The 18,363-nt window shown below is 50.4% G+C and carries 18 protein-coding genes; all 18 read left to right on the top strand.

Annotated elements, in window-relative coordinates; genetic code table 11:
- The first annotated feature begins 2 nt into the window (after window positions 1–2).
- The 18 genes from KNP00_RS11140 to KNP00_RS11225 all read left to right on the top strand — a co-directional run bounded on the left by KNP00_RS11140 (window position 3) and on the right by KNP00_RS11225 (window position 18,281).
- Window positions 3–761 (top strand): pseudouridine synthase, encoded by a 759-nt coding sequence (locus KNP00_RS11140; protein ID WP_215145201.1) that lies wholly within the window; start codon window positions 3–5, stop codon window positions 759–761.
- Between the two features lie 136 nt (window positions 762–897).
- Window positions 898–1,479, top strand: coding sequence for a thiol-disulfide oxidoreductase ResA (resA, locus tag KNP00_RS11145; RefSeq protein WP_215145209.1), 582 nt, complete (start codon window positions 898–900; stop codon window positions 1,477–1,479).
- A 19-nt stretch (window positions 1,480–1,498) separates the two neighbouring features.
- Entirely contained in the window at window positions 1,499–3,043 is a 1,545-nt protein-coding gene (gene resB / locus KNP00_RS11150) for a cytochrome c biogenesis protein ResB (RefSeq protein ID WP_215145211.1), read from the top strand.
- A complete protein-coding gene (gene ccsB / locus KNP00_RS11155) occupies window positions 3,043–4,227 on the top strand; it encodes a c-type cytochrome biogenesis protein CcsB (RefSeq protein ID WP_215145213.1) in 1,185 nt (394 codons plus the stop codon). The genes resB and ccsB overlap by 1 nt, the downstream gene beginning before the upstream one ends.
- A 160-nt stretch (window positions 4,228–4,387) precedes the next feature.
- The gene (locus KNP00_RS11160; protein ID WP_215145215.1) at window positions 4,388–5,104 is read left to right on the top strand and encodes a response regulator transcription factor; all 717 of its coding nucleotides are present in this window, start codon (window positions 4,388–4,390) and stop codon (window positions 5,102–5,104) included.
- Window positions 5,104–6,810, top strand: coding sequence for a sensor histidine kinase (locus KNP00_RS11165; protein ID WP_240542855.1), 1,707 nt, complete (start codon window positions 5,104–5,106; stop codon window positions 6,808–6,810). The genes KNP00_RS11160 and KNP00_RS11165 overlap by 1 nt, the downstream gene beginning before the upstream one ends.
- A gap of 49 nt (window positions 6,811–6,859) precedes the next feature.
- A complete protein-coding gene (locus tag KNP00_RS11170; protein ID WP_215145219.1) occupies window positions 6,860–7,411 on the top strand; it encodes a cob(I)yrinic acid a,c-diamide adenosyltransferase in 552 nt (183 codons plus the stop codon).
- Between the two features lie 7 nt (window positions 7,412–7,418).
- Window positions 7,419–8,657 (top strand): EF-P 5-aminopentanol modification-associated protein YfmF, encoded by a 1,239-nt coding sequence (yfmF, locus tag KNP00_RS11175; RefSeq protein ID WP_215145221.1) that lies wholly within the window; start codon window positions 7,419–7,421, stop codon window positions 8,655–8,657.
- Window positions 8,654–9,913, top strand: coding sequence for an EF-P 5-aminopentanol modification-associated protein YfmH (yfmH, locus tag KNP00_RS11180; protein WP_215145223.1), 1,260 nt, complete (start codon window positions 8,654–8,656; stop codon window positions 9,911–9,913). Before yfmF ends, yfmH begins: the two co-directional genes overlap by 4 nt.
- Entirely contained in the window at window positions 9,910–10,605 is a 696-nt protein-coding gene (ymfI, locus tag KNP00_RS11185; RefSeq protein ID WP_215145225.1) for an elongation factor P 5-aminopentanone reductase, read from the top strand. Before yfmH ends, ymfI begins: the two co-directional genes overlap by 4 nt.
- 93 nt (window positions 10,606–10,698) lie before the next feature.
- On the top strand, window positions 10,699–11,475 hold the full coding sequence (locus tag KNP00_RS11190; RefSeq protein ID WP_215145226.1) for a YmfK family protein: 777 nt from the start codon (window positions 10,699–10,701) through the stop codon (window positions 11,473–11,475).
- Window positions 11,476–11,502: 27 nt separating this feature from the next.
- Window positions 11,503–12,375, top strand: a complete 873-nt coding sequence (locus KNP00_RS11195) for a helix-turn-helix domain-containing protein (RefSeq protein ID WP_215145228.1) — start codon at window positions 11,503–11,505, stop codon at window positions 12,373–12,375.
- Window positions 12,376–12,407: 32 nt separating this feature from the next.
- Window positions 12,408–12,986 (top strand): CDP-diacylglycerol--glycerol-3-phosphate 3-phosphatidyltransferase, encoded by a 579-nt coding sequence (gene pgsA / locus KNP00_RS11200; RefSeq protein ID WP_214787682.1) that lies wholly within the window; start codon window positions 12,408–12,410, stop codon window positions 12,984–12,986.
- 62 nt (window positions 12,987–13,048) lie between these two features.
- Window positions 13,049–14,284: a competence/damage-inducible protein A gene (locus tag KNP00_RS11205; RefSeq protein ID WP_215145230.1), complete on the top strand. Its 1,236-nt coding sequence runs from the start codon at window positions 13,049–13,051 to the stop codon at window positions 14,282–14,284.
- Between the two features lie 66 nt (window positions 14,285–14,350).
- On the top strand, window positions 14,351–15,400 hold the full coding sequence (gene recA / locus KNP00_RS11210) for a recombinase RecA (protein WP_215145232.1): 1,050 nt from the start codon (window positions 14,351–14,353) through the stop codon (window positions 15,398–15,400).
- 188 nt (window positions 15,401–15,588) lie between these two features.
- Window positions 15,589–17,151, top strand: a complete 1,563-nt coding sequence (gene rny, locus KNP00_RS11215; protein ID WP_420828320.1) for a ribonuclease Y — start codon at window positions 15,589–15,591, stop codon at window positions 17,149–17,151.
- 48 nt (window positions 17,152–17,199) lie between these two features.
- Complete coding sequence (locus tag KNP00_RS11220; protein WP_215145236.1) at window positions 17,200–17,994, top strand: TIGR00282 family metallophosphoesterase; 795 nt, start codon at window positions 17,200–17,202, stop codon at window positions 17,992–17,994.
- A 26-nt stretch (window positions 17,995–18,020) separates the two neighbouring features.
- A complete protein-coding gene (locus tag KNP00_RS11225) occupies window positions 18,021–18,281 on the top strand; it encodes a stage V sporulation protein S (protein ID WP_215145238.1) in 261 nt (86 codons plus the stop codon).
- Window positions 18,282–18,363 lie beyond the last annotated feature (82 nt).

The following is an 18,363-nucleotide window of genomic DNA, read 5'->3' on the forward strand; positions in this document are numbered from 1 at the left end:
TTATGGAACGTTTGCAAAAAGTAATCGCACAAGCGGGGATTGCCTCGCGTCGTAAAGCGGAAGAAATGATTTTGGATGGACGTGTACGCGTCAACGGAAAAGTCGTCCGTGAACTCGGGACAAAAGTCGGACCGAAGTCAGAGATTGAAGTCGATGGCGTCAAAATCGAGCAAGAAGAACATGTATATTACTTACTCTATAAACCGAGCGGCTATGTATCGACCGTCGATGACGACAAAGGACGGAAGGTCATCACCGACCTCGTACCATCAGGGGCGCGTGTATTCCCGGTCGGACGTCTTGACTACAATACGACAGGGCTCATCATCTTGACGAACGATGGCGAGTTCTCGAACATGATGACACACCCGAAATATAAGATTCAAAAACGATACGTGGCAAAAGTGAAGAACATCCCATCTTACTTGGCGATCAAACAGCTGGAGTCTGGCGTCGAACTTGATGACGGGTTCAAAACGGGTAGCGCGAAGGTGAAAATGAAATCAGTGGACCAGAAGAAGAACACGGCCATCCTTGAGATCGTCATCTCGGAAGGACACAATCGTCAAATCCGACGCATGGTCGAGGCAATCGGTTCAGAAGTCATCAAGTTGAAGCGCGAGCAGTTCGGATTTTTGACGCTCGACGGTCTCAACACGGGCGACTGGCGTGAGCTTTCACACAAAGAAATCAGCAAGCTTCGTGAACTCGCGAACCCGACCGTCCCACCGAAACCACGAGGCAAAAAGAAGAAGAAATAACAACAAAAAATCGTCCTGAAACAGGATGATTTTTTTGATTGTGGAGATTGTGTGACAAAAAAATGAAAAAAGTCTGTTAATGTGCGTTTTTAATGTTTTTTCAGTACAATAGCAACTGAAGGATGGTGTGAAAACGATGACAAAAGATCAACAGAAAGACGACCGGATGGAACAAGCGGTCGCAAAAAAGAAAAAGAGGTCCTTTTGGCGGATGATGATTATGACGGTCGTCCTCTTCGCCGGAGCGGTCACCGTCATGCAACTGTTCGACCAGGCGAGTAACGATGGACGTGTCGGTGCCGGGGATGAGGCGCCGAACTTCAAACTCGTCACGCTTGACGGGTCGACTTTGTACGAACGAGACAACTATAAAGGGGAAGGCCTGCTCCTCAACTTCTGGGGCACATTCTGTGAACCGTGTAAAAAAGAGATGCCAGTCGTGCAAGAGAATTACGCGACACTTCAAGATATGGGCGTCGATTTTTGGGCCGTTAACGTCGGGGAGACGCCACTTCGCGTCGACAACTTCATCAACGACCTAGGCGTCGGGCTCGACTATCCGATTTTGATGGATACGAAAAACGATGTCGAGAAAGCTTATGGCATTTATAACCTACCTGTCACATTCGTCATCGATCGTGATGGGAACGTCATTGAGAAATATGAAGGTGAGCTCACGAAAGAAAAATTGATGGAGTTAGCCGAGAAGTCATTGTAAGCGAACGGGGGACGCACACATGCTAGATATGAAATACGAAGGCGCTGATTTACGGTCGAAGCGTCGTCCAAGATCGATCATTGACCGGGTATGGAACTTTTTCGCGTCGGTCAAAGTAGGGTTGTGGTTGATTGCACTGATCATTGTCGGTTCGGCAATCGGGACGATTTTCCCTCAAGAAATGTATATTCCACAGCAGTTACCTCCAGAACAGTATTACTTCGATGAATACGGGACACCGGGGTCGATTTATTACGCCCTCGGATTCCATAACTTATACACGTCATGGTGGTACATCAGTTTGATCGTCATGTTGACGCTCTCGCTTATCGTCGTATCGATTGATCGCGGTGTCCCGCTATATAAAGCACTCAAAAACCAACCGATCCGACGGACCGAGCGTTTCATGAAAGGACAACGCCTCTTCGGACAGGGAAATGGGACGGATGCTCAAATCGATGAGATGGAGCGTTTGCTTAAAAAGAAAAGATATAGCGTTAAGCGGGAAGGAGATGCCCTGTTAGCGGAGAAGCATCGGTTTGGACGATGGGGTCCTTACGTCAACCATGTCGGTCTCGTCATCTTCTTCCTCGGGGCGATGCTTCGTGTATTCCCGGCATTCCATACGGACACGTTGGAATGGATTCGCGAAGGCGACACCGTGTCGCTAGAAGCGACGAATGGAGAATATTACTTAAGGAACGATCAGTTCATCCTTGAGATGTATGACCCGGAAAACAATGAAGAGGATGCGAAGTTTGCCGCCGCCATCGAAAAAGCTGGGGCCGTTCCGAAAAACTACGAGACTGAACTGACCTTATTCAAAAAAACGGGAACGAACGAGGACGGATCGCCGCAACTCGAACAAGTCGATGTCGGTTCGACGAAAGTCAACCACCCGTTTAAGTTCGACAAATTCGAAGTGTATCAGGAGCAATATTCAAGTCGTCCAGAGTTTTTGTCGATGTCGTTCATGTTGGCAGATAAAGAAACCGGTGATGAGTACGGTCCGTTCAAAGTCGACCTAGACGACCCAGAGAAGTCGTATGAACTTGACGGTGTCACTGTCACCTTAAAAGACTTGTATCCTGACTTTGAGGTGAAGGATGGTCAACCGAACACGAAATCACCACGTGCGCTGAACCCGGCCTTCTTCTTCAACGTCGAATCGCCAGAAGGTAAAACCGAATCGAACTTGATTGGGATCCGCCTGAATGTCGCCGATGAAGAAAATCGTTATGAAGTAGAGTTTGCCGGGACCGAGATGGCGAGCACGAGCGGTCTCCGTGTGAAGAGCGATTCCACTTACCCGATCTTGTTTTTAGGTGGTACGATCTTCATGGTTGGAATTGTGATGGGCATGTACTGGCCGCATCGTCGCGTCTGGATTCGTCGTCATGAGGACGATGTGCTCGTCGCAGGCTTTACGAACAAAAACCCGTCTTCACTCCGCCGAGAGGTCTCGCCGTTACTCGACGAGACAAACTTACCGATGTGGGAAGACCAGGCGAGATTCACATCGAAGTCGGACGACGGGTCAACTGATGAAAGAGGGGAATCTTGATGGAATGGATTGAATGGAGCAGCCGGATGCTGTTCATCGCGTTTTTCTTATACTCAATCTCAACGGTGCTCTTTACGATTGCCGTGAGCGGCATGCGCAAAGAACGAAACGTAAACCGTGTTGCCTATGGGAAGTATGCCTTTATTTTGGCGATCATCGGTTTTGTCGCTCAGACGGCATATTTCATCATGCGCTGGATCGGTGTCGGTTATGCACCAGTATCCAACTTATACGAATATACGACGTTCTTTGGCATGATGATGGTGCTCGGATTTCTCGTCGTTTATGGAATCTACAAAAATGATGTACTCGGCTTGTTTGCGATGCCTGTGGCGTTACTCGTGATCGCCTTCGCCGCGATGTTCTCGAGCGAGGTCGCACCGCTCATCCCTGCGTTGAATAGCGTATGGTTGAAAATCCACGTGACGACCGCCGCACTTGGACAAGGCATATTGGCCATCAGTTTTGCATCGGGTCTGATTTTCTTGTTGAATGAGACATCGATGAAAGAACAGTCTAAATCAAGAACTTGGCTCGAGGTGACGATGTTCGTCCTCATGTGCACGCTCGGCTTCATCCTCGTCTCGATGCTCTTTAAGGCGATGGGTGCCGGTGGGGTCATCGAGTTCACGAATGACCGTGGTCAAAGTGAGACGTATGAATATCTCATGCCGATCTTATTCGTCCCAGAAGGTGCACAACTCTTGTCCGGTGCGGGCGGATTGTCGCTTGAATTACCGAACTGGATCAATACGCTCAAACTGAACACGCTTCTTTGGTCCATCATCGGTGGATTGATCCTTTACGTGTTGCTCCGCTTCGTCATTTTGCGAAAACGAGTCGCCGAAGCGCTTCAGCCGCTTGCCAAAAAAGTCGACCTCGACCTCGCTGACGAAATCAGCTATCGCTCGGTCGCAATCGGATTACCTGTCTTTATCCTCGGCGGTCTCATCTTCGCGATGATTTGGGCACAGATCGCCTGGAACCGTTTCTGGGGCTGGGATCCAAAAGAGGTGTGGGCCCTCATCACGATGCTCATCTATATCTATTACTTGCATATGCGAATCCAGCGCGGCTGGACGGGCACGAAAGCGGCATGGTTGTGTGTCGGTGGTTTTGCCGTCATCATGTTCAATCTCGTCTTTGTCAACTTGGTCATCGCCGGTCTTCATTCATATGCTTGACACGTAAGAAGTCACGATTGTGACTTCTTTTTCATTTTGAGCATCAAATCATCGTTGTGAAGCGAAATAATAGAGTGGTATAGTTATGGCAGAGAGTAGAATGTTCACAATTGTGCAACATTCGCAATTACTCGTAATGGGTCTTAGGAGGGTTTCAAGTATGGCTGAAAAAACGAAAATTTTAGTGGTCGACGATGAGGAGAGAATTCGCCGACTTTTGAAAATGTACTTAGAACGGGAACAATATGTGATTGAAGAGGCGGTCAATGGGGAGGAGGCGCTTGCGCTTGCCCTCGAGAACGAATATGACGTCATCTTGCTCGACTTGATGATGCCGAAGATGGATGGGGTCGAGGTATGCACGGAACTTCGAAAAACGAAAGCGACCCCGGTCATCATGTTGACGGCAAAAGGCGAAGAGATTGACCGTGTTCAAGGATTTGAGGTCGGGGCGGACGATTACATCGTCAAGCCGTTCAGCCCACGCGAAGTCGTGCTCCGTGTGAAGGCACTTCTTCGTCGCTCTGGCTCAACGAAGTTTATGCAGACGAGCGAGAAGTCGAAAGACTTGATCGTCTTCCCGCATTTGACGATTGACAATGACGCGCATCGTGTCACGGTGGATGGCGAGGAAATCGCGCTCACGCCGAAGGAGTATGAATTGTTATTCTTCCTCGCAAAACAGGTCGATAAAGTCTTTTCTCGTGAACAGTTGTTAAAAGAAGTATGGAACTACGAATTTTTTGGAGACCTTCGAACAGTCGATACGCACGTGAAACGGCTTCGTGAGAAGCTGAACCGTGTCTCTCCTGATGCGGCTCATATGATCACGACCGTATGGGGTGTCGGGTACAAGTTCGAAGCTGCCAATGAATGATGAATCGTCGAAACAGCATCGTCACGAAACTGTGGCTGACGATTCTCGTTTTAGTCAGTGTCATCTTGTTCATCGTCTCGGTGTTGATGCTCGAGTTCTTTAACTCCTTTCATATCGACCAGGAACGAGGACACCTCGCGAAGCTTGGCGGACAGGTCCAATCGGTGCTGTTAAATGAAGGTGACACGTCACAGACGATCGATCAAATCATCGAAGTGTACGGAGCGAACTATATTTTAGAGAACGGTGCGGTTCGTTCGAACTTCGGGAGTCAGGTGGACGGATTGATGGTCGAGCTTGAGCGCCAGGATTGGGAAGCGTATCAGGCGGTCGGGGAGACGGCAATCGGGAACTTCTCATCGTTTGACGATCAAGCGGCCCTCGCTTACCGGACGACCTTCTCGTTATCGTCGGGTCAATACACGCTCTACCTTTTCGAACCGCTTGATGCGATATCAAGTGCGAATGCCGGCGCAAGAACGATCATACTATGGACCGTCGCCTCGGCCATCATCGTCACGACGGTGTTCGCCTTCTTCTTGTCGACACGGATCACGGCACCGCTTCGGGCGATGCGGGATGCGGTCAATAAGACCGGGGAAGGACAGTTTGATTTACGACTGGAGACGAAGACTCGCGATGAGATCGGAGAGCTCGCCGCATCCTTCAATGCGATGAGCAGTCAGCTCGCAAAGTATGTCGATGCGCTCGATCGCGAACGATTGCAACTCGCTTCCATCCTTCGCTCGATGGCGGACGGCGTCATCACGCTCGACCGTCATGCGAACGTGATTGTCACGAACCCGCAGGCCAGTCCGTTGCTTCAAGAGGGGCAACCACACGATGTCGTCATGTCGCTTTATGAGGAAGTGATGGAGGGGGCGACTGAGAAGACGATTGAAGTAAAACAGGATGATCGGTACTATACGCTGACGGTCACGCCGCTCGTCGGGGAGGATGATTTTGAAGGTGCTGTCGTCGTCATCCGGGACACTTCTGAAAGTCACCGTCTCGACAAGATGCGGACGGATTTCGTGGCGAATGTGAGCCATGAGCTTCGGACGCCGCTCGTGACCCTTCAAGGATATTCAGAGGCGATCATCGATGGGATGACCGAAAGTGATGAGGCGACGAAAGAGTTCGCCTCCATCATCTATGATGAATCCCTCCGCCTAGCCCGACTCGTCAACGACCTATTAGATTTGGCTCGTATCGAGTCGGGGAAAGAAACGATGCAGTTCCATTCGTTTGATATCGGCGAGTTCTTGCCTCGTGTCATGCGAAAGTTCAATCAGATGGCATCTGAAAAAGAAATTCGTTTACAGACGGACGTACCGAACCGAATGATTGAGGCAGACGGCGACCGACTTGAACAAGTGTTCACGAACTTGATCGGCAACGCCATCGCCCATACCGACTCAGGCGAGATTCGGGTCGAAGCGACCGAAGAGGACGACGGTATACGGATTCGATTGATCGACTCGGGTCACGGGATTCCGAAAGAAGATTTGCCATTCGTGTTCGAGCGATTCTATAAGGCGGACAAGGCGCGAACGAGTGGTTCGAAAACGGGTACGGGAATCGGCCTTGCCATCGTGAAAAACGTAATCGACGCCCATCACGGTTCGGTCGACGTGACGAGCACGCTCGGTGTCGGGACGACGTTTGACATTTATTTACCATTTGAACAACCACACATCTCATGATGGTGACTCAAACGAGTCACCATTTGTGGCATTTTAAGGGGGGAGTCGAATGAAACGTTATACACGAACGGGCGACAAGGGTGAAACATCATTGATCGGTAGTCGCGTCGACAAACACCATCCTCAAATCGAAGCGATGGGGCATCTCGATGAGTTGAACAGTCAGATTGGACTTGCCATCGCCCATCAAGAAGATGAGACGCTTCGGGCACAGCTGACGAAGATACAGCATGACTTGTTCGACCTAGGCTCAGAACTGATGTATACGGAGGCACCACCAAAAACGGTCGACTTGTCGATCGTGACGGAACTTGAACGATGGATGGATGAGTGGGAGGTTTCTTGCCCGGAACTCGTGCGCTTCATCCTTCCGGGAGGTAGTGTGGCCGCGGCTAGCCTGCATGTGGCCCGTTCCGTCTGCCGTCGGGTCGAGCGCGATTTGACGGCACTCGGTGTCGCCGATCGGCAATTGCCTTACTTTAACCGCTTGAGTGATTATTTGTTCACAATCGCCCGCTACGCGAACGTCGTGGCGGAAGTACCTGACCAAGAATATGCACGCGGCGCTGCCGTGTTCCAACCAAAAAGAAAAAAGGAGTGATCGGCGCATGAAAGGAATCGAACAGTTCGAGCATCAATTGCACTACTCGGTCTATCCGACCAAAAAATTCAAAACGACGACTTGTCTCGTCTCATTTGCCGCACCACTGACGCAAGATACGGTAGCGGGACGAGCACTGCTCCCGTTCATCATGGAAAAATCGACGGCGACCTATCCGTCCATTGAATTATTTCACACACCGCTAGAGGAGTTGTATGACACGAACTTGTACGCCGGCGCATCAAAAATCGGTAAAGAGCATGTCATCCAGTTTCAACTTGAAGTCGTCAATGACAACCTTGTCGGGGAGAGCGTGCTCAGTCAGGCAATCAAGTTGCTTGAGGACGTCCTCCTTCGGCCTAACGCCTATGACGGGGCGTTCCAACCGCTCATCGTCGAACAGGAACGCCGACTACAACGCCAGCGCATCGAATCGGTCTATGATGACAAGATGCGGTTCGCCCAACAGCGCCTTCAAGAGATGCTCGGAGGAGAACTCGCCATTCCGTCGCTCGGTACGCTCGAACAACTCGACCAGGTCACACCGAAATCGTTGTATGATGCTTATCAATCGATGATTCAAGATGATCGTGTCGACATTTATGTCGTCGGGGACGTCAGTCGAGAGCAGGTCGAACAGGCATTTGAACCGCTCGAATCGCTCGGTGCACGTCGACCACGACATTTACCGGAAGCGAGTAAAGGAGAGTTCAAACGTTTAGAGGAGCATCAAGACATCAAACAAAGCAAACTTCATCTTGCCTATTCTCTCGATGTCGACCCGCGGACGGAAGATGCGCTTCGCATGCAGGTCGTGAACGGTTTGTTCGGGGGCTTCCCTCACTCGAAACTGTTCATGAACGTCCGTGAGAAAGAGAGCCTCGCATACTATGCCGCCTCACAGTTCAGTTCGCTCAGCCGAAAATTGTTCGTCTACGCCGGCATCGATTCGACGAATCAGCAAAAGACCGAACAGATCATCGAGGATCAATTAAAAGCCATTCAGGCAGGGGACTTTGAGGATGAGACGTTGCAACAGACGAAAGAACTTCTATTCCACCAACGTCGACAACTCGGAGACAATCCGCGTCAACTGATCGCGTGGATGAGTGGGGCGGACGTTCGTCCGTTCTCGTTAGACGAAGAGATGGCAATCATCGATCATACGACGCGAGAACACATCGTCGCGCTCGCAAAAGAAATGGAGCTCGAAGCGGTCTATTGCCTGAAAGGAGGAGAAAGATGAAACTAGATTTCCCTAACGTCGGAGAGACATTACATCACCACATTCTCGACAATGGCCTCTCCGTGTACTTGTTAAAGAAAACCGGTTATGAAAAAACGTTCGCGACGTTCACGACGAAATACGGTTCGATAGACCGTCGCTTCAAACTAGAAGACTGGGTAGAAGTGCCCGATGGTATCGCTCACTTTCTAGAGCATAAGATGTTTGAGAAAGAGGAAGGCGATATCTTCCAAAAGTTCGGTCGCCAAGGGGCTTCAGCGAACGCCTTCACGTCCTTCACACGGACGGCTTATCTGTTCGGTGCCACATCGAACGTCCGCGAGAACGTAAATACGCTACTCGACTTCGTTCAGACGCCATACTTCACGAAAGAGTCGGTAGAGAAAGAAAAAGGCATCATCGGACAAGAGATTCAAATGTATCAAGACAACCCGGGGTGGCGACTTTTCTTTGGACTAATTGAAGCGATGTACGACACACATCCTGTCAAAATCGATATCGCCGGTACGATCGAGTCGATTTCGGAGATTACGGCTGAAGACCTGTACGTCTGTCATCAAGCATTCTATCACCCGAGCAACATGGCGTTATTCGTCGTCGGGAACATCGAGCCGGATGACATGATGGAACTCATTCGGGATAATCAATCGTCCAAATCATTTGAAGAACCAACGTTACGTGCCCGCGAAGCGATTGACGAGCCGGTCGCAGTTCGACTGGCGGAGCGCGTCATCGAGATGGACGTCTCTGTCCCGAAAGTGATGATTGGCTATAAGGATGTCCCGCAAGCAGGAGAGGTGGGGCTCAAACAAGAACTGACGGTCGAATTGCTCATGCACGCCCTCTTCGATACGACGGCCCCACTCTATACGGAACTGTACGCCGAAGGGTTGATTGACGATGCGTTCTCGTTTGACTATACGTCAGAAGAAACGTTTGCCTTTGCCGCATTGTCGATGGAGACGCCCCAAGTGGATGCCTTTGTCGAGCGTGTCACAAGTGCGTTGGAGCGACCACTTCACCTCGGTCAAGAAACGCTCGATCGTAAGAAGCGGATGATGCAGGGGCAATTTTTAAAAGCGCTGAACTCACCAGAGTTTATCGCCAATCAGTTCTCACGCTATGCACTGAATGGCGGGAACTTGTTTGACATCCCAGATCTGATCGATGCGATCACTCTAGATGAACTGTACGAATCATACGAGCGTTTGTTCCGTCATGATCAACGGACGGTGTGCATCGTAAGAAAACCATGAAGACGTTAATTGTTGGAGCGAGCGGTGCAATTGGACGTGCCGTCTCGCTCGCTTTTCGTGAGGATGAGTTAATCATGCATGCGTTCGAAGGGCGTCATAGACTTCGTCATCTGATTGATTCAGAAGGTCTTAAAGCAGAGATAGTGACTTGTGACCTGTCAGACCGTGAAGCGGTCGAGCGGTGGGTCAATGAAATCCCGAACGTTGACCGGATCGTGTATGTGGCTGGTCACGCGCTACACGGTCTCGTCGTCGACCAAGCCATCGACGAGCTCGATCGGCTTTATGAGGTGCACGTGCGGGCCATGGTTCGTCTCATCCAGTCCATCGTGGCAACCAAACCATATGAACTGCCGTTGGATATCGTGATCGTATCTAGCGTATGGGGGGAGGTCGGAGCGGCCGCTGAAGTATTTTATTCGACCGTCAAAGCGGCGCAGCTCGGATTCGTCAAAGCGTTTGCCCGCGAGGCAGGACCGTTCCATGTCCGAATCAATGCGGTGACACCGGGGTGGATTGATACGCCAATGAATGATACGGTAGAAGAGTCGAAACAATCCGTGATGGATGACATTCCTCTTGGGCGTCTCGGTGTGACGGAAGACGTGGCCAAGACGATCCGCTTTTTGTGCTCACCTGATGCCTCATATATGACGGGCAATGTAGTACGCATCGACGGCGGTTGGCAATGATTCCATCGGCGTGTATAAACCTGTTCTTTTCAATTCTTCTAAAATAATTTAAAATAGGCTAGGTAGCGAGTTCGACCGAAAGGATGGTTGGGGATGAAACATGCATTCGAAGAGTGGTATCTCGAATATGAACTGTGCCAGAATCGTCCCGGTATCCTTGGGGACATCGCGTCACTCATGGGGATGCTTCAAATCTCCATCGTCACAATCAACGGAGTCGACCTGCAGCGGCGCGGGATGCTACTGAAAGCCCCGGCAGCTGACCACGTTCATCGACTCGAGCATATCTTGAAGCGAATGGAAGCCATCGCGGTCATCAAGTTGCGCCGCCCGAAACTTCGGGACCGAATTGCGATCCGACATGGCCGGTATATTGATCATGACAGCGATGACAAGAAGACGTTCCGTTTCGTTCGGGAAGACTTGGGGATTCTCGTCGATTTCGTCGCAGAATTGATGAAAGAAGAACGTCACTTACTGATTGGTGTAAGAGGAAACCCGCGCGTCGGAAAAACCGAATCGATCGTCGCTGCCAGTGTTTGTGCGAATAAGCGATGGTTATTCTTGTCATCGACATTGATGAAACAGACCGTCCGGACCTCACTGTTTGAAGAAGAGCGTGAAGGTGATCATGTTTACATAGTCGATGGGGCGGTCTCCACTCGGACGATGGATGAACGACATCGTCAGCTCATTCGTGAGGTCATGCGGTTACCCGCTGTGAAAGTCATTGAGCACCCTGATTTGTACGTCCGAAACACGGATTGCGTGTATGAAGACTTTGATTATATTATTGAGTTGAGAAATAACCCGGATGAAGAGATCATCATCCCACAAGAAACGCATCGAGAGTCAGAATGGTTTGAATAATTATGTGAATGGAAGGTGTGGACCCCTGTGACAGAACTAGGGACTTTTTTGAAACAAAAGCGTGAGGAGAGCGGATTGACGCTCGACCAAATCCAACAGACGACGAAGATTCAAAAGCGCTATATCATCGCGATCGAGGAAGGTGATTACAAAAATCTCCCTGGCTCTTTCTATGCACGGGCGTTCATCAAAACGTACGCGGAGTCACTCGGTCTTGATGTTGACGAGCTTTATGAGACGTACGCAAAGGATTTGCCGAAAATCGAGGCACAGCCATCCGTTCAACTCTCTCGGAAAAAAACATACTCTAAAGCCTCCGAGTCGACGAATCGGGTCTCAAGATGGGTTCCGAAAGTGTTACTCGCACTTACTGTCTTCTTACTCATCACCGCGGTCTATTTTGCGGTGAGAAGTATTGACTTCGGCGAACAGGATGCAAGTCCCGCCGAGCCACCGAGTTCAGGGGTCACGGTTGACCAGAACGAGGATGTCCCGGCTGATGAGCCGACTGAGGAAGACTCGGCTTCAGAAGAACCTGTAGAGGAAGAACCGCCAGCGGAATCTGGTCCGATTGCGGTCACGGAAACAAACGGGGCTGACATTACTTATGAACTGGCGACGAGCGAGAAACTGTCGACCGAGATTTATGTGAAAGAATCGCCAGCCTCATATGTAGGTGTTCGTGATACATCGTTAGAAGGGGCTTTCCTTGCTCCTGAATATCCGAACCAGTCGAAACAAAATCCGATTGTCATTGAAGACGCTGAGACGGACACGCTTCGTATTCGAATCGGTCTCATCGCAGGCGTTGAAAGAATCGTCGTCAACGGTCGTGAACTCGAACTTCAAGAGTCTCCGGTCACACAAAATATTTTTGTAAAGAGAGTCGACGAAGAATAAATCGACTCTCCTTCTAAGAGGAGGCGTTCTATATGAACCTACCTAACCGATTGACGATGCTACGCGTGGTGCTGATCCCCGTATTCGTCGTCTTGCTCGCTGTTGATTTTGATTGGGGCAATATCGCCTTTTTAGGTGCTGATATCCCACTTCACCAATTCATTGCAGGTGTGATTTTTACCATTGCGGCCATCACGGACTGGTTGGACGGTCACTTGGCACGTAAGCACAACCTCGTTACGAACTTTGGTAAGTTCATGGACCCGCTCGCAGACAAACTGCTCGTGACGGCAGCACTCGTGTTGCTCGTCGAGATGGACCTCGTCGCGGCTTGGGTCGTCGTCGTGATTTTATCACGTGAATTTGCTGTCACCGGCTTACGTCTCGTCGCTGCGGATGAAGGGATTGTCGTTGCGGCCGGAAAGTCTGGAAAAGCGAAGACATGGGTGCAACTCTTTGCCATCATCTTCTTATTGTTCGGTAACCCGATTTTCAGCTATGTCGGGATTCCGTTTGGCGAGTGGGCGATGTGGTTGGCACTTGCATTGACGATTTATTCGGGTGCCGAGTATTTCGCGCAAAACTACAAGATTATTGTAAAGTCGATGTAAGTCGACAGAGACGAGTTGGTTGACCTAGCTCGTCTTTTTTTTGAAGGCGAGGAGGAAAAGAGATGAAACGAGCCGAAATCATTGCGGTAGGAAGCGAGTTGCTCTTAGGGGAAATCGTCAATACGAATGCGAGTTACATATCAGAACAGCTGTCGAAATACGGTGTCTCGGTCCTGTATCATCAAGTCGTCGGGGACAACGCGATTCGGATGCGCGAAACGTTTGAAATCGCTCGTCGACGTTCAGACCTCGTGATCGTCACAGGAGGACTCGGGCCGACAGCGGATGATGTCACGAAGACAGTCCTTTCCGACTTACTCGAACGTCCGATAGTACGGGATGAAGAAGCGTATAAGACGATTCAACGATTCCTCGTCTCCCGAGACCGCCCGATGAATGAGGGAGATGCAAAGCAAGCAGATGTCTTATACGGGTCCGATGTGCTTCAAAACCCGGTCGGTCTCGCTCCTGGGATGTGGATCTCCGGGGAGACGTCATGGATGCTCTTACCCGGTGTACCGAGTGAGATGAGAGCACTTGTCAAAGCGACGTTTCCAAAGAAACTGTCGGGTGCCACGCTCGTTTCGGAATCGCTACGGTTTTATGAGATTGGAGAATCTGCTCTCGATGATGCCGTGAAAGACTTACTGAACGGCTCAAACCCGACCGTTGCCCCTTATGCCGAGACGGGTGAGGCGAGACTCCGGGTCACGGCCCGGTCAACGAACGAGTCGACCGCACGAGAGATGATTCAAGACGTGAAGACTGAAATTTTGAAACGGGTCGGTTTATTTTACTTCGGGTCAGACGATGAGACGATTGCCTCGAACTTGATTCGGTTGTTAAAGCGCGAGGGGAGAACGCTCGCTGTTGCCGAATCCTTGACAGGTGGTGAGGTCCAATCGATGATCACGTCGACACCAGGTGCGTCAGCCGTTTTTTTAGGGGGTGTCGTAACCTATTCGGATGAGCTAAAAAATAGGTATTTGAGCGTCTCTCTTGATACAATTGAACAGCACTCAGTCGTCTCAAAAGAAGTTGCCTATGAGATGGTCGATGGAGTGGCTCGCGAAACGAGAGCCGACTATGCGCTCTCATTCACGGGCGAAGCCGGACCGACATCGAATTCTGGACGTCCTGTCGGAACGGTCTTTATCGGGGTAAAGACGCCCTCGGGAATCGAGGTCATCGAGCGTACGTATCCCCATCAGGAACGTGACGTCATCCGTATGCGAGCAGCAAAAGATGGATTATGGCAACTCAGCCAACGAATTAAAAAGGCGAATAAATGTTCGTAAAAAACTTGTGTATCAAAGTCTGTTCACGTATAATGAAAGTATCAATTAAAGGAGGCTCATTTACCTATGAGTGATCGTAAACAAGCGTTAGAAATGGCATTGCGCCAGATTGAAAAACAATTCGGTAAAGGCTCGATTATGCGCCTTGGTGAAAATACAGAACAACAAGTATCGGTCATCCCTTCAGGGTCAATCGCCCTCGATGTCGCGCTCGGAGCGGGCGGATACCCTCGCGGTCGTGTCATTGAAGTGTATGGACCGGAATCTTCAGGTAAGACGACTGTCGCCCTCCATGCGATTGCGGAAGTTCAAAAACGTGGCGGTCAAGCAGCGTTCGTCGACGCTGAGCACGCGCTCGACCCGAAATACGCTAAAAACCTTGGCGTCAACATCGATGAGTTGCTCCTTTCCCAACCGGACACGGGGGAACAGGCACTCGAGATCGCCGAAGCGCTCGTTCGCTCTGGTGCGGTCGATATCCTCGTCGTCGACTCGGTTGCGGCACTCGTTCCAAAAGCTGAGATTGAAGGAGAGATGGGCGATTCACACGTTGGTCTCCAAGCTCGATTGATGTCTCAGGCACTTCGTAAGTTGTCTGGTGCGACGAACAAGTCGAAGACGATCGTCATCTTTATCAACCAAATTCGTGAGAAGATTGGAATCATGTTCGGTAACCCAGAAACGACACCTGGTGGTCGCGCCCTCAAGTTCTACTCTTCTGTACGTCTTGAAGTTCGTCGTGCGGAGACGCTCAAACAAGGTCAAGACATGGTCGGGAACCGTACGAAGATCAAGATCGTAAAAAACAAGATCGCCCCACCGTTCAAGACGGCGGAAGTCGACATCATGTACGGTGAGGGAATCTCACGTGAAGGAGAGCTCATCGATATCGGTGCAGACCTTGATATCGTTCAAAAGAGCGGAGCTTGGTACTCGTTCAATGAAGAGCGTCTCGGTCAAGGTCGTGAAAACGCCAAACAATACATGAAAGAGAATCCTGCGATTGCGGCTGAAGTGGAACAACAAATTCGTGACCACTACGGCTTGAACGGAGAAAAAACCGTCACGGTCGAAGGAGAAGACGACGAAGTCCTCTCGCTTCTCGAAGACGAATAATCAACTCGTCTCACTCGGAATCGTCCGAGTGAGATTTTTTTAGTATAATTTTTTAGGCAATTGGTAGTTCTATCCTGTCCGCGCATTGCATTCTCCCTCTTAAATAAGTACAATAAAGTTATGCGCAGGCTTGCCTGTGTATCTCACTTATTAAAAAAATAAAATAACCTTGCGAAAGGGAGGTGAACATGATGGAATGGCTATACTGGCTTATTCTGATCCTCCTTTTGCCGATAGCTTTTGTTGCAGGTTTTTTTGTGCGTAAATCGATCGCCGAAGCGAAGATTCAAGGTGCCGAGACGGAAGCGACCAAGATTGTAGAGCAAGCAAAACAACAATCGGAAGCGATGCAAAAAGAAGCACGGCTTGAAGTAAAAGAAGAGATGATTCAACTTCGTAATGAGACGGAACAGGAACTCCGTGAACGTCGCGAAGAACAGAAAGTGAAAGAGAATCGCCTCGTTCAAAAAGAAGAGCTTCTCGACCGCAAAGCAGACATGCTTGAGCGGAAAGAGGACTCGCTAGATGAACAGGAACGAGGACTCGAAAAACGCAAGCGTGAAGCAGAAATGCTCGAAGGCAAAGTGGAGGAGTTATACGAAGAGGCACGCCAAGAACTTGTACGCGTGGCATCCCTCTCGAAAGACGAAGCACGTACCATCATCATGGACGAAGCGAAGCAGGAAGCGCTTCACGATGCTGCTCTCCTTCAAAAAGAAATCGAGCAAAAAGCAAAACAAGAAGCGGATAAAAAAGCGAAACACCTCTTATCTCTCACGATGCAACGATATGCTGCTGAACATGTTGCCGAGACGACGGTATCCGTCGTCAACTTACCGAGTGATGAGATGAAAGGTCGCATCATCGGGCGTGAAGGTCGTAACATCCGAACGCTCGAGACGCTGACTGGGATCGACCTCATCATCGATGACACGCCAGAAGCGGTCATCCTGTCAGGATTTGACCCGGTTCGCCGTGAAATCGCGAAGATGACGCTTGAAAAGCTCGTTCAAGACGGTCGGATTCATCCGGCTCGAATTGAAGAGATGGTCGAGAAATCTCGTCGGGAAGTGGATGAACGTATTCGTGAATACGGAGAAGAAGCGACGTTCGAAGCCGGGATTCATGGACTCCATCCAGACCTCGTCAAAACACTCGGTCGCATGCGCTATCGTACGAGCTATGGCCAGAACGTCTTGTCTCACTCGGTCGAGGTGGCTCACCTTGCTGGGATGATGGCAGCCGAACTCGGGGAAGACGTCACGCTCGCGAAACGGGCCGGGCTCTTACACGATATCGGAAAAGCGATTGACCACGAAGTCGAAGGGAGTCACGTCGAGATCGGTGTGGAACTCGCGACGAAGTACAAAGAACATCCGGTCGTCATCAACTCGATCGCTTCCCACCACGGGGACGTCGAAGCGACATCGACGATTGCGGTACTTGTCGCAGCGGCCGACGCCTTGTCAGCTGCGCGTCCGGGAGCTCGTCAAGAGACGCTAGAAAGCTACATTCGTCGTCTCGAACGACTCGAGTCAATCTGTGAGTCGTTTGAAGGTGTCGAGAAATCGTATGCGATTCAAGCGGGACGTGAAGTCCGAATCATCGTTCGCCCTGACGTCGTCGACGATGTCGTCGCCGGCAAGATGGCGCGAGATATTTGTAAACGGATTGAGGACGAACTCGATTATCCTGGACAAATTAAAGTGACGGTCATTCGTGAAACACGTTCCGTCGATTATGCGAAGTAAACGAAGCGGAGAATTTCTCCGCTTTTTCTGTTTGAGGGAGGACTTTATATGAAAATTTTATTTATCGGTGATGTGGTCGGGAAGCCTGGCCGTGATATATTAAGTAATCAAATCGGTCGATTGAAAGACAAATACAACCCGACGTTCATGCTCGTCAATGGTGAGAACGCGGCGAACGGTCGTGGTCTCACGAAAAAGATTTACCAACAGTTTTTGGAGCTCGGCTTTCATGGCGTGACGATGGGGAATCACACGTGGGACAACCGTGACATCTTTGACTGGATTGATGATGCTGACCGGATCGTCCGCCCGGCCAATTATCCGGACGGAACACCTGGGGTCGGGATGATGAAGTTGAAGCAAAACGGAAAGAAATTGGCCGTCATCAACGTCATGGGGAACGTCTTCTTGCCGTCCCTCGATTGTCCGTTCCGCACCGTCGACCGTCTCGTCGAAGAAGTACGGGATGAGGTCGATGCCATTTTTGTCGATGTTCATGCCGAGGCGACGAGCGAGAAGATTGCCATGGGCTATCATCTCGACGGTCGTGCTCAAGCCGTCGTCGGGACACATACACATGTGCAGACGGCGGACGAACGCATCCTCTCGAACGGGACCGCTTATATTACCGACGTCGGAATGACCGGCCCACTAGACGGGGTGCTCGGTATGGATGCGTCCGTCGTGTTGAAAAAATTTATGACACAACTCCCAGTTCGGTTTGAAGTTGCCGAGGGACGGGAACAACTTAATGGAGTTTTCATTACAATTGACGATCAGACGAAACGTGCTACAAAAATCGAACGAATACACCTAGATGATCAGACCGTTTGGTTTGATTGAACAACCTACCCGAGGGGGAAACAAGAATGGACGTACTCAAAGTTTCGGCAAAATCGAACCCTAACTCCGTTGCGGGTGCTTTAGCGGGTGTGCTACGTGAAAAAGGAACATGTGAGATACAAGCGATCGGGGCGGGTGCGCTGAATCAATCCGTCAAAGCCGTCGCGATCGCCCGAGGCTTCGTCGCGCCAAGTGGTCTCGATTTGATTTGCATTCCGGCCTTTACTGATATTATGATTGACGGAGAGGAACGTACTGCCATCAAGCTCATCATTGAGCCACGATGAGCGGTCGGGACATAGGTCCTATTCTTGCGAGGAGGAGCCATCGGCGCGGATGGCTCCTCTTTTTTTATGGAAATCGGACGTT

It is taken from the genome of Exiguobacterium qingdaonense (assembly GCF_018617855.1).
In the GTDB taxonomy this organism is placed as follows: Bacteria; Bacillota; Bacilli; order Exiguobacteriales; family Exiguobacteriaceae; genus Exiguobacterium; species Exiguobacterium qingdaonense.

What these genes read in the sequence shown, in the direction of transcription:
- KNP00_RS11205 (WP_215145230.1), top strand. Translation starts at nt 13,049, where the DNA reads ATGAAACGAGCCGAAATCATTGCGGTAGGAAGCGAGTTGCTCTTAGGG.
- KNP00_RS11165 (WP_240542855.1), top strand. Translation starts at nt 5,104, where the DNA reads ATGAATCGTCGAAACAGCATCGTCACGAAACTGTGGCTGACGATTCTC.
- KNP00_RS11190 (WP_215145226.1), top strand. Translation starts at nt 10,699, where the DNA reads ATGAAACATGCATTCGAAGAGTGGTATCTCGAATATGAACTGTGCCAG.
- KNP00_RS11170 (WP_215145219.1), top strand. Translation starts at nt 6,860, where the DNA reads ATGAAACGTTATACACGAACGGGCGACAAGGGTGAAACATCATTGATC.
- resA (WP_215145209.1), top strand. Translation starts at nt 898, where the DNA reads ATGACAAAAGATCAACAGAAAGACGACCGGATGGAACAAGCGGTCGCA.
- recA (WP_215145232.1), top strand. Translation starts at nt 14,351, where the DNA reads ATGAGTGATCGTAAACAAGCGTTAGAAATGGCATTGCGCCAGATTGAA.
- ymfI (WP_215145225.1), top strand. Translation starts at nt 9,910, where the DNA reads ATGAAGACGTTAATTGTTGGAGCGAGCGGTGCAATTGGACGTGCCGTC.
- yfmF (WP_215145221.1), top strand. Translation starts at nt 7,419, where the DNA reads ATGAAAGGAATCGAACAGTTCGAGCATCAATTGCACTACTCGGTCTAT.
- ccsB (WP_215145213.1), top strand. Translation starts at nt 3,043, where the DNA reads ATGGAATGGATTGAATGGAGCAGCCGGATGCTGTTCATCGCGTTTTTC.
- KNP00_RS11160 (WP_215145215.1), top strand. Translation starts at nt 4,388, where the DNA reads ATGGCTGAAAAAACGAAAATTTTAGTGGTCGACGATGAGGAGAGAATT.
- resB (WP_215145211.1), top strand. Translation starts at nt 1,499, where the DNA reads ATGCTAGATATGAAATACGAAGGCGCTGATTTACGGTCGAAGCGTCGT.
- rny (WP_420828320.1), top strand. Translation starts at nt 15,589, where the DNA reads ATGATGGAATGGCTATACTGGCTTATTCTGATCCTCCTTTTGCCGATA.
- KNP00_RS11220 (WP_215145236.1), top strand. Translation starts at nt 17,200, where the DNA reads ATGAAAATTTTATTTATCGGTGATGTGGTCGGGAAGCCTGGCCGTGAT.
- KNP00_RS11140 (WP_215145201.1), top strand. Translation starts at nt 3, where the DNA reads ATGGAACGTTTGCAAAAAGTAATCGCACAAGCGGGGATTGCCTCGCGT.
- pgsA (WP_214787682.1), top strand. Translation starts at nt 12,408, where the DNA reads ATGAACCTACCTAACCGATTGACGATGCTACGCGTGGTGCTGATCCCC.
- KNP00_RS11225 (WP_215145238.1), top strand. Translation starts at nt 18,021, where the DNA reads ATGGACGTACTCAAAGTTTCGGCAAAATCGAACCCTAACTCCGTTGCG.
- yfmH (WP_215145223.1), top strand. Translation starts at nt 8,654, where the DNA reads ATGAAACTAGATTTCCCTAACGTCGGAGAGACATTACATCACCACATT.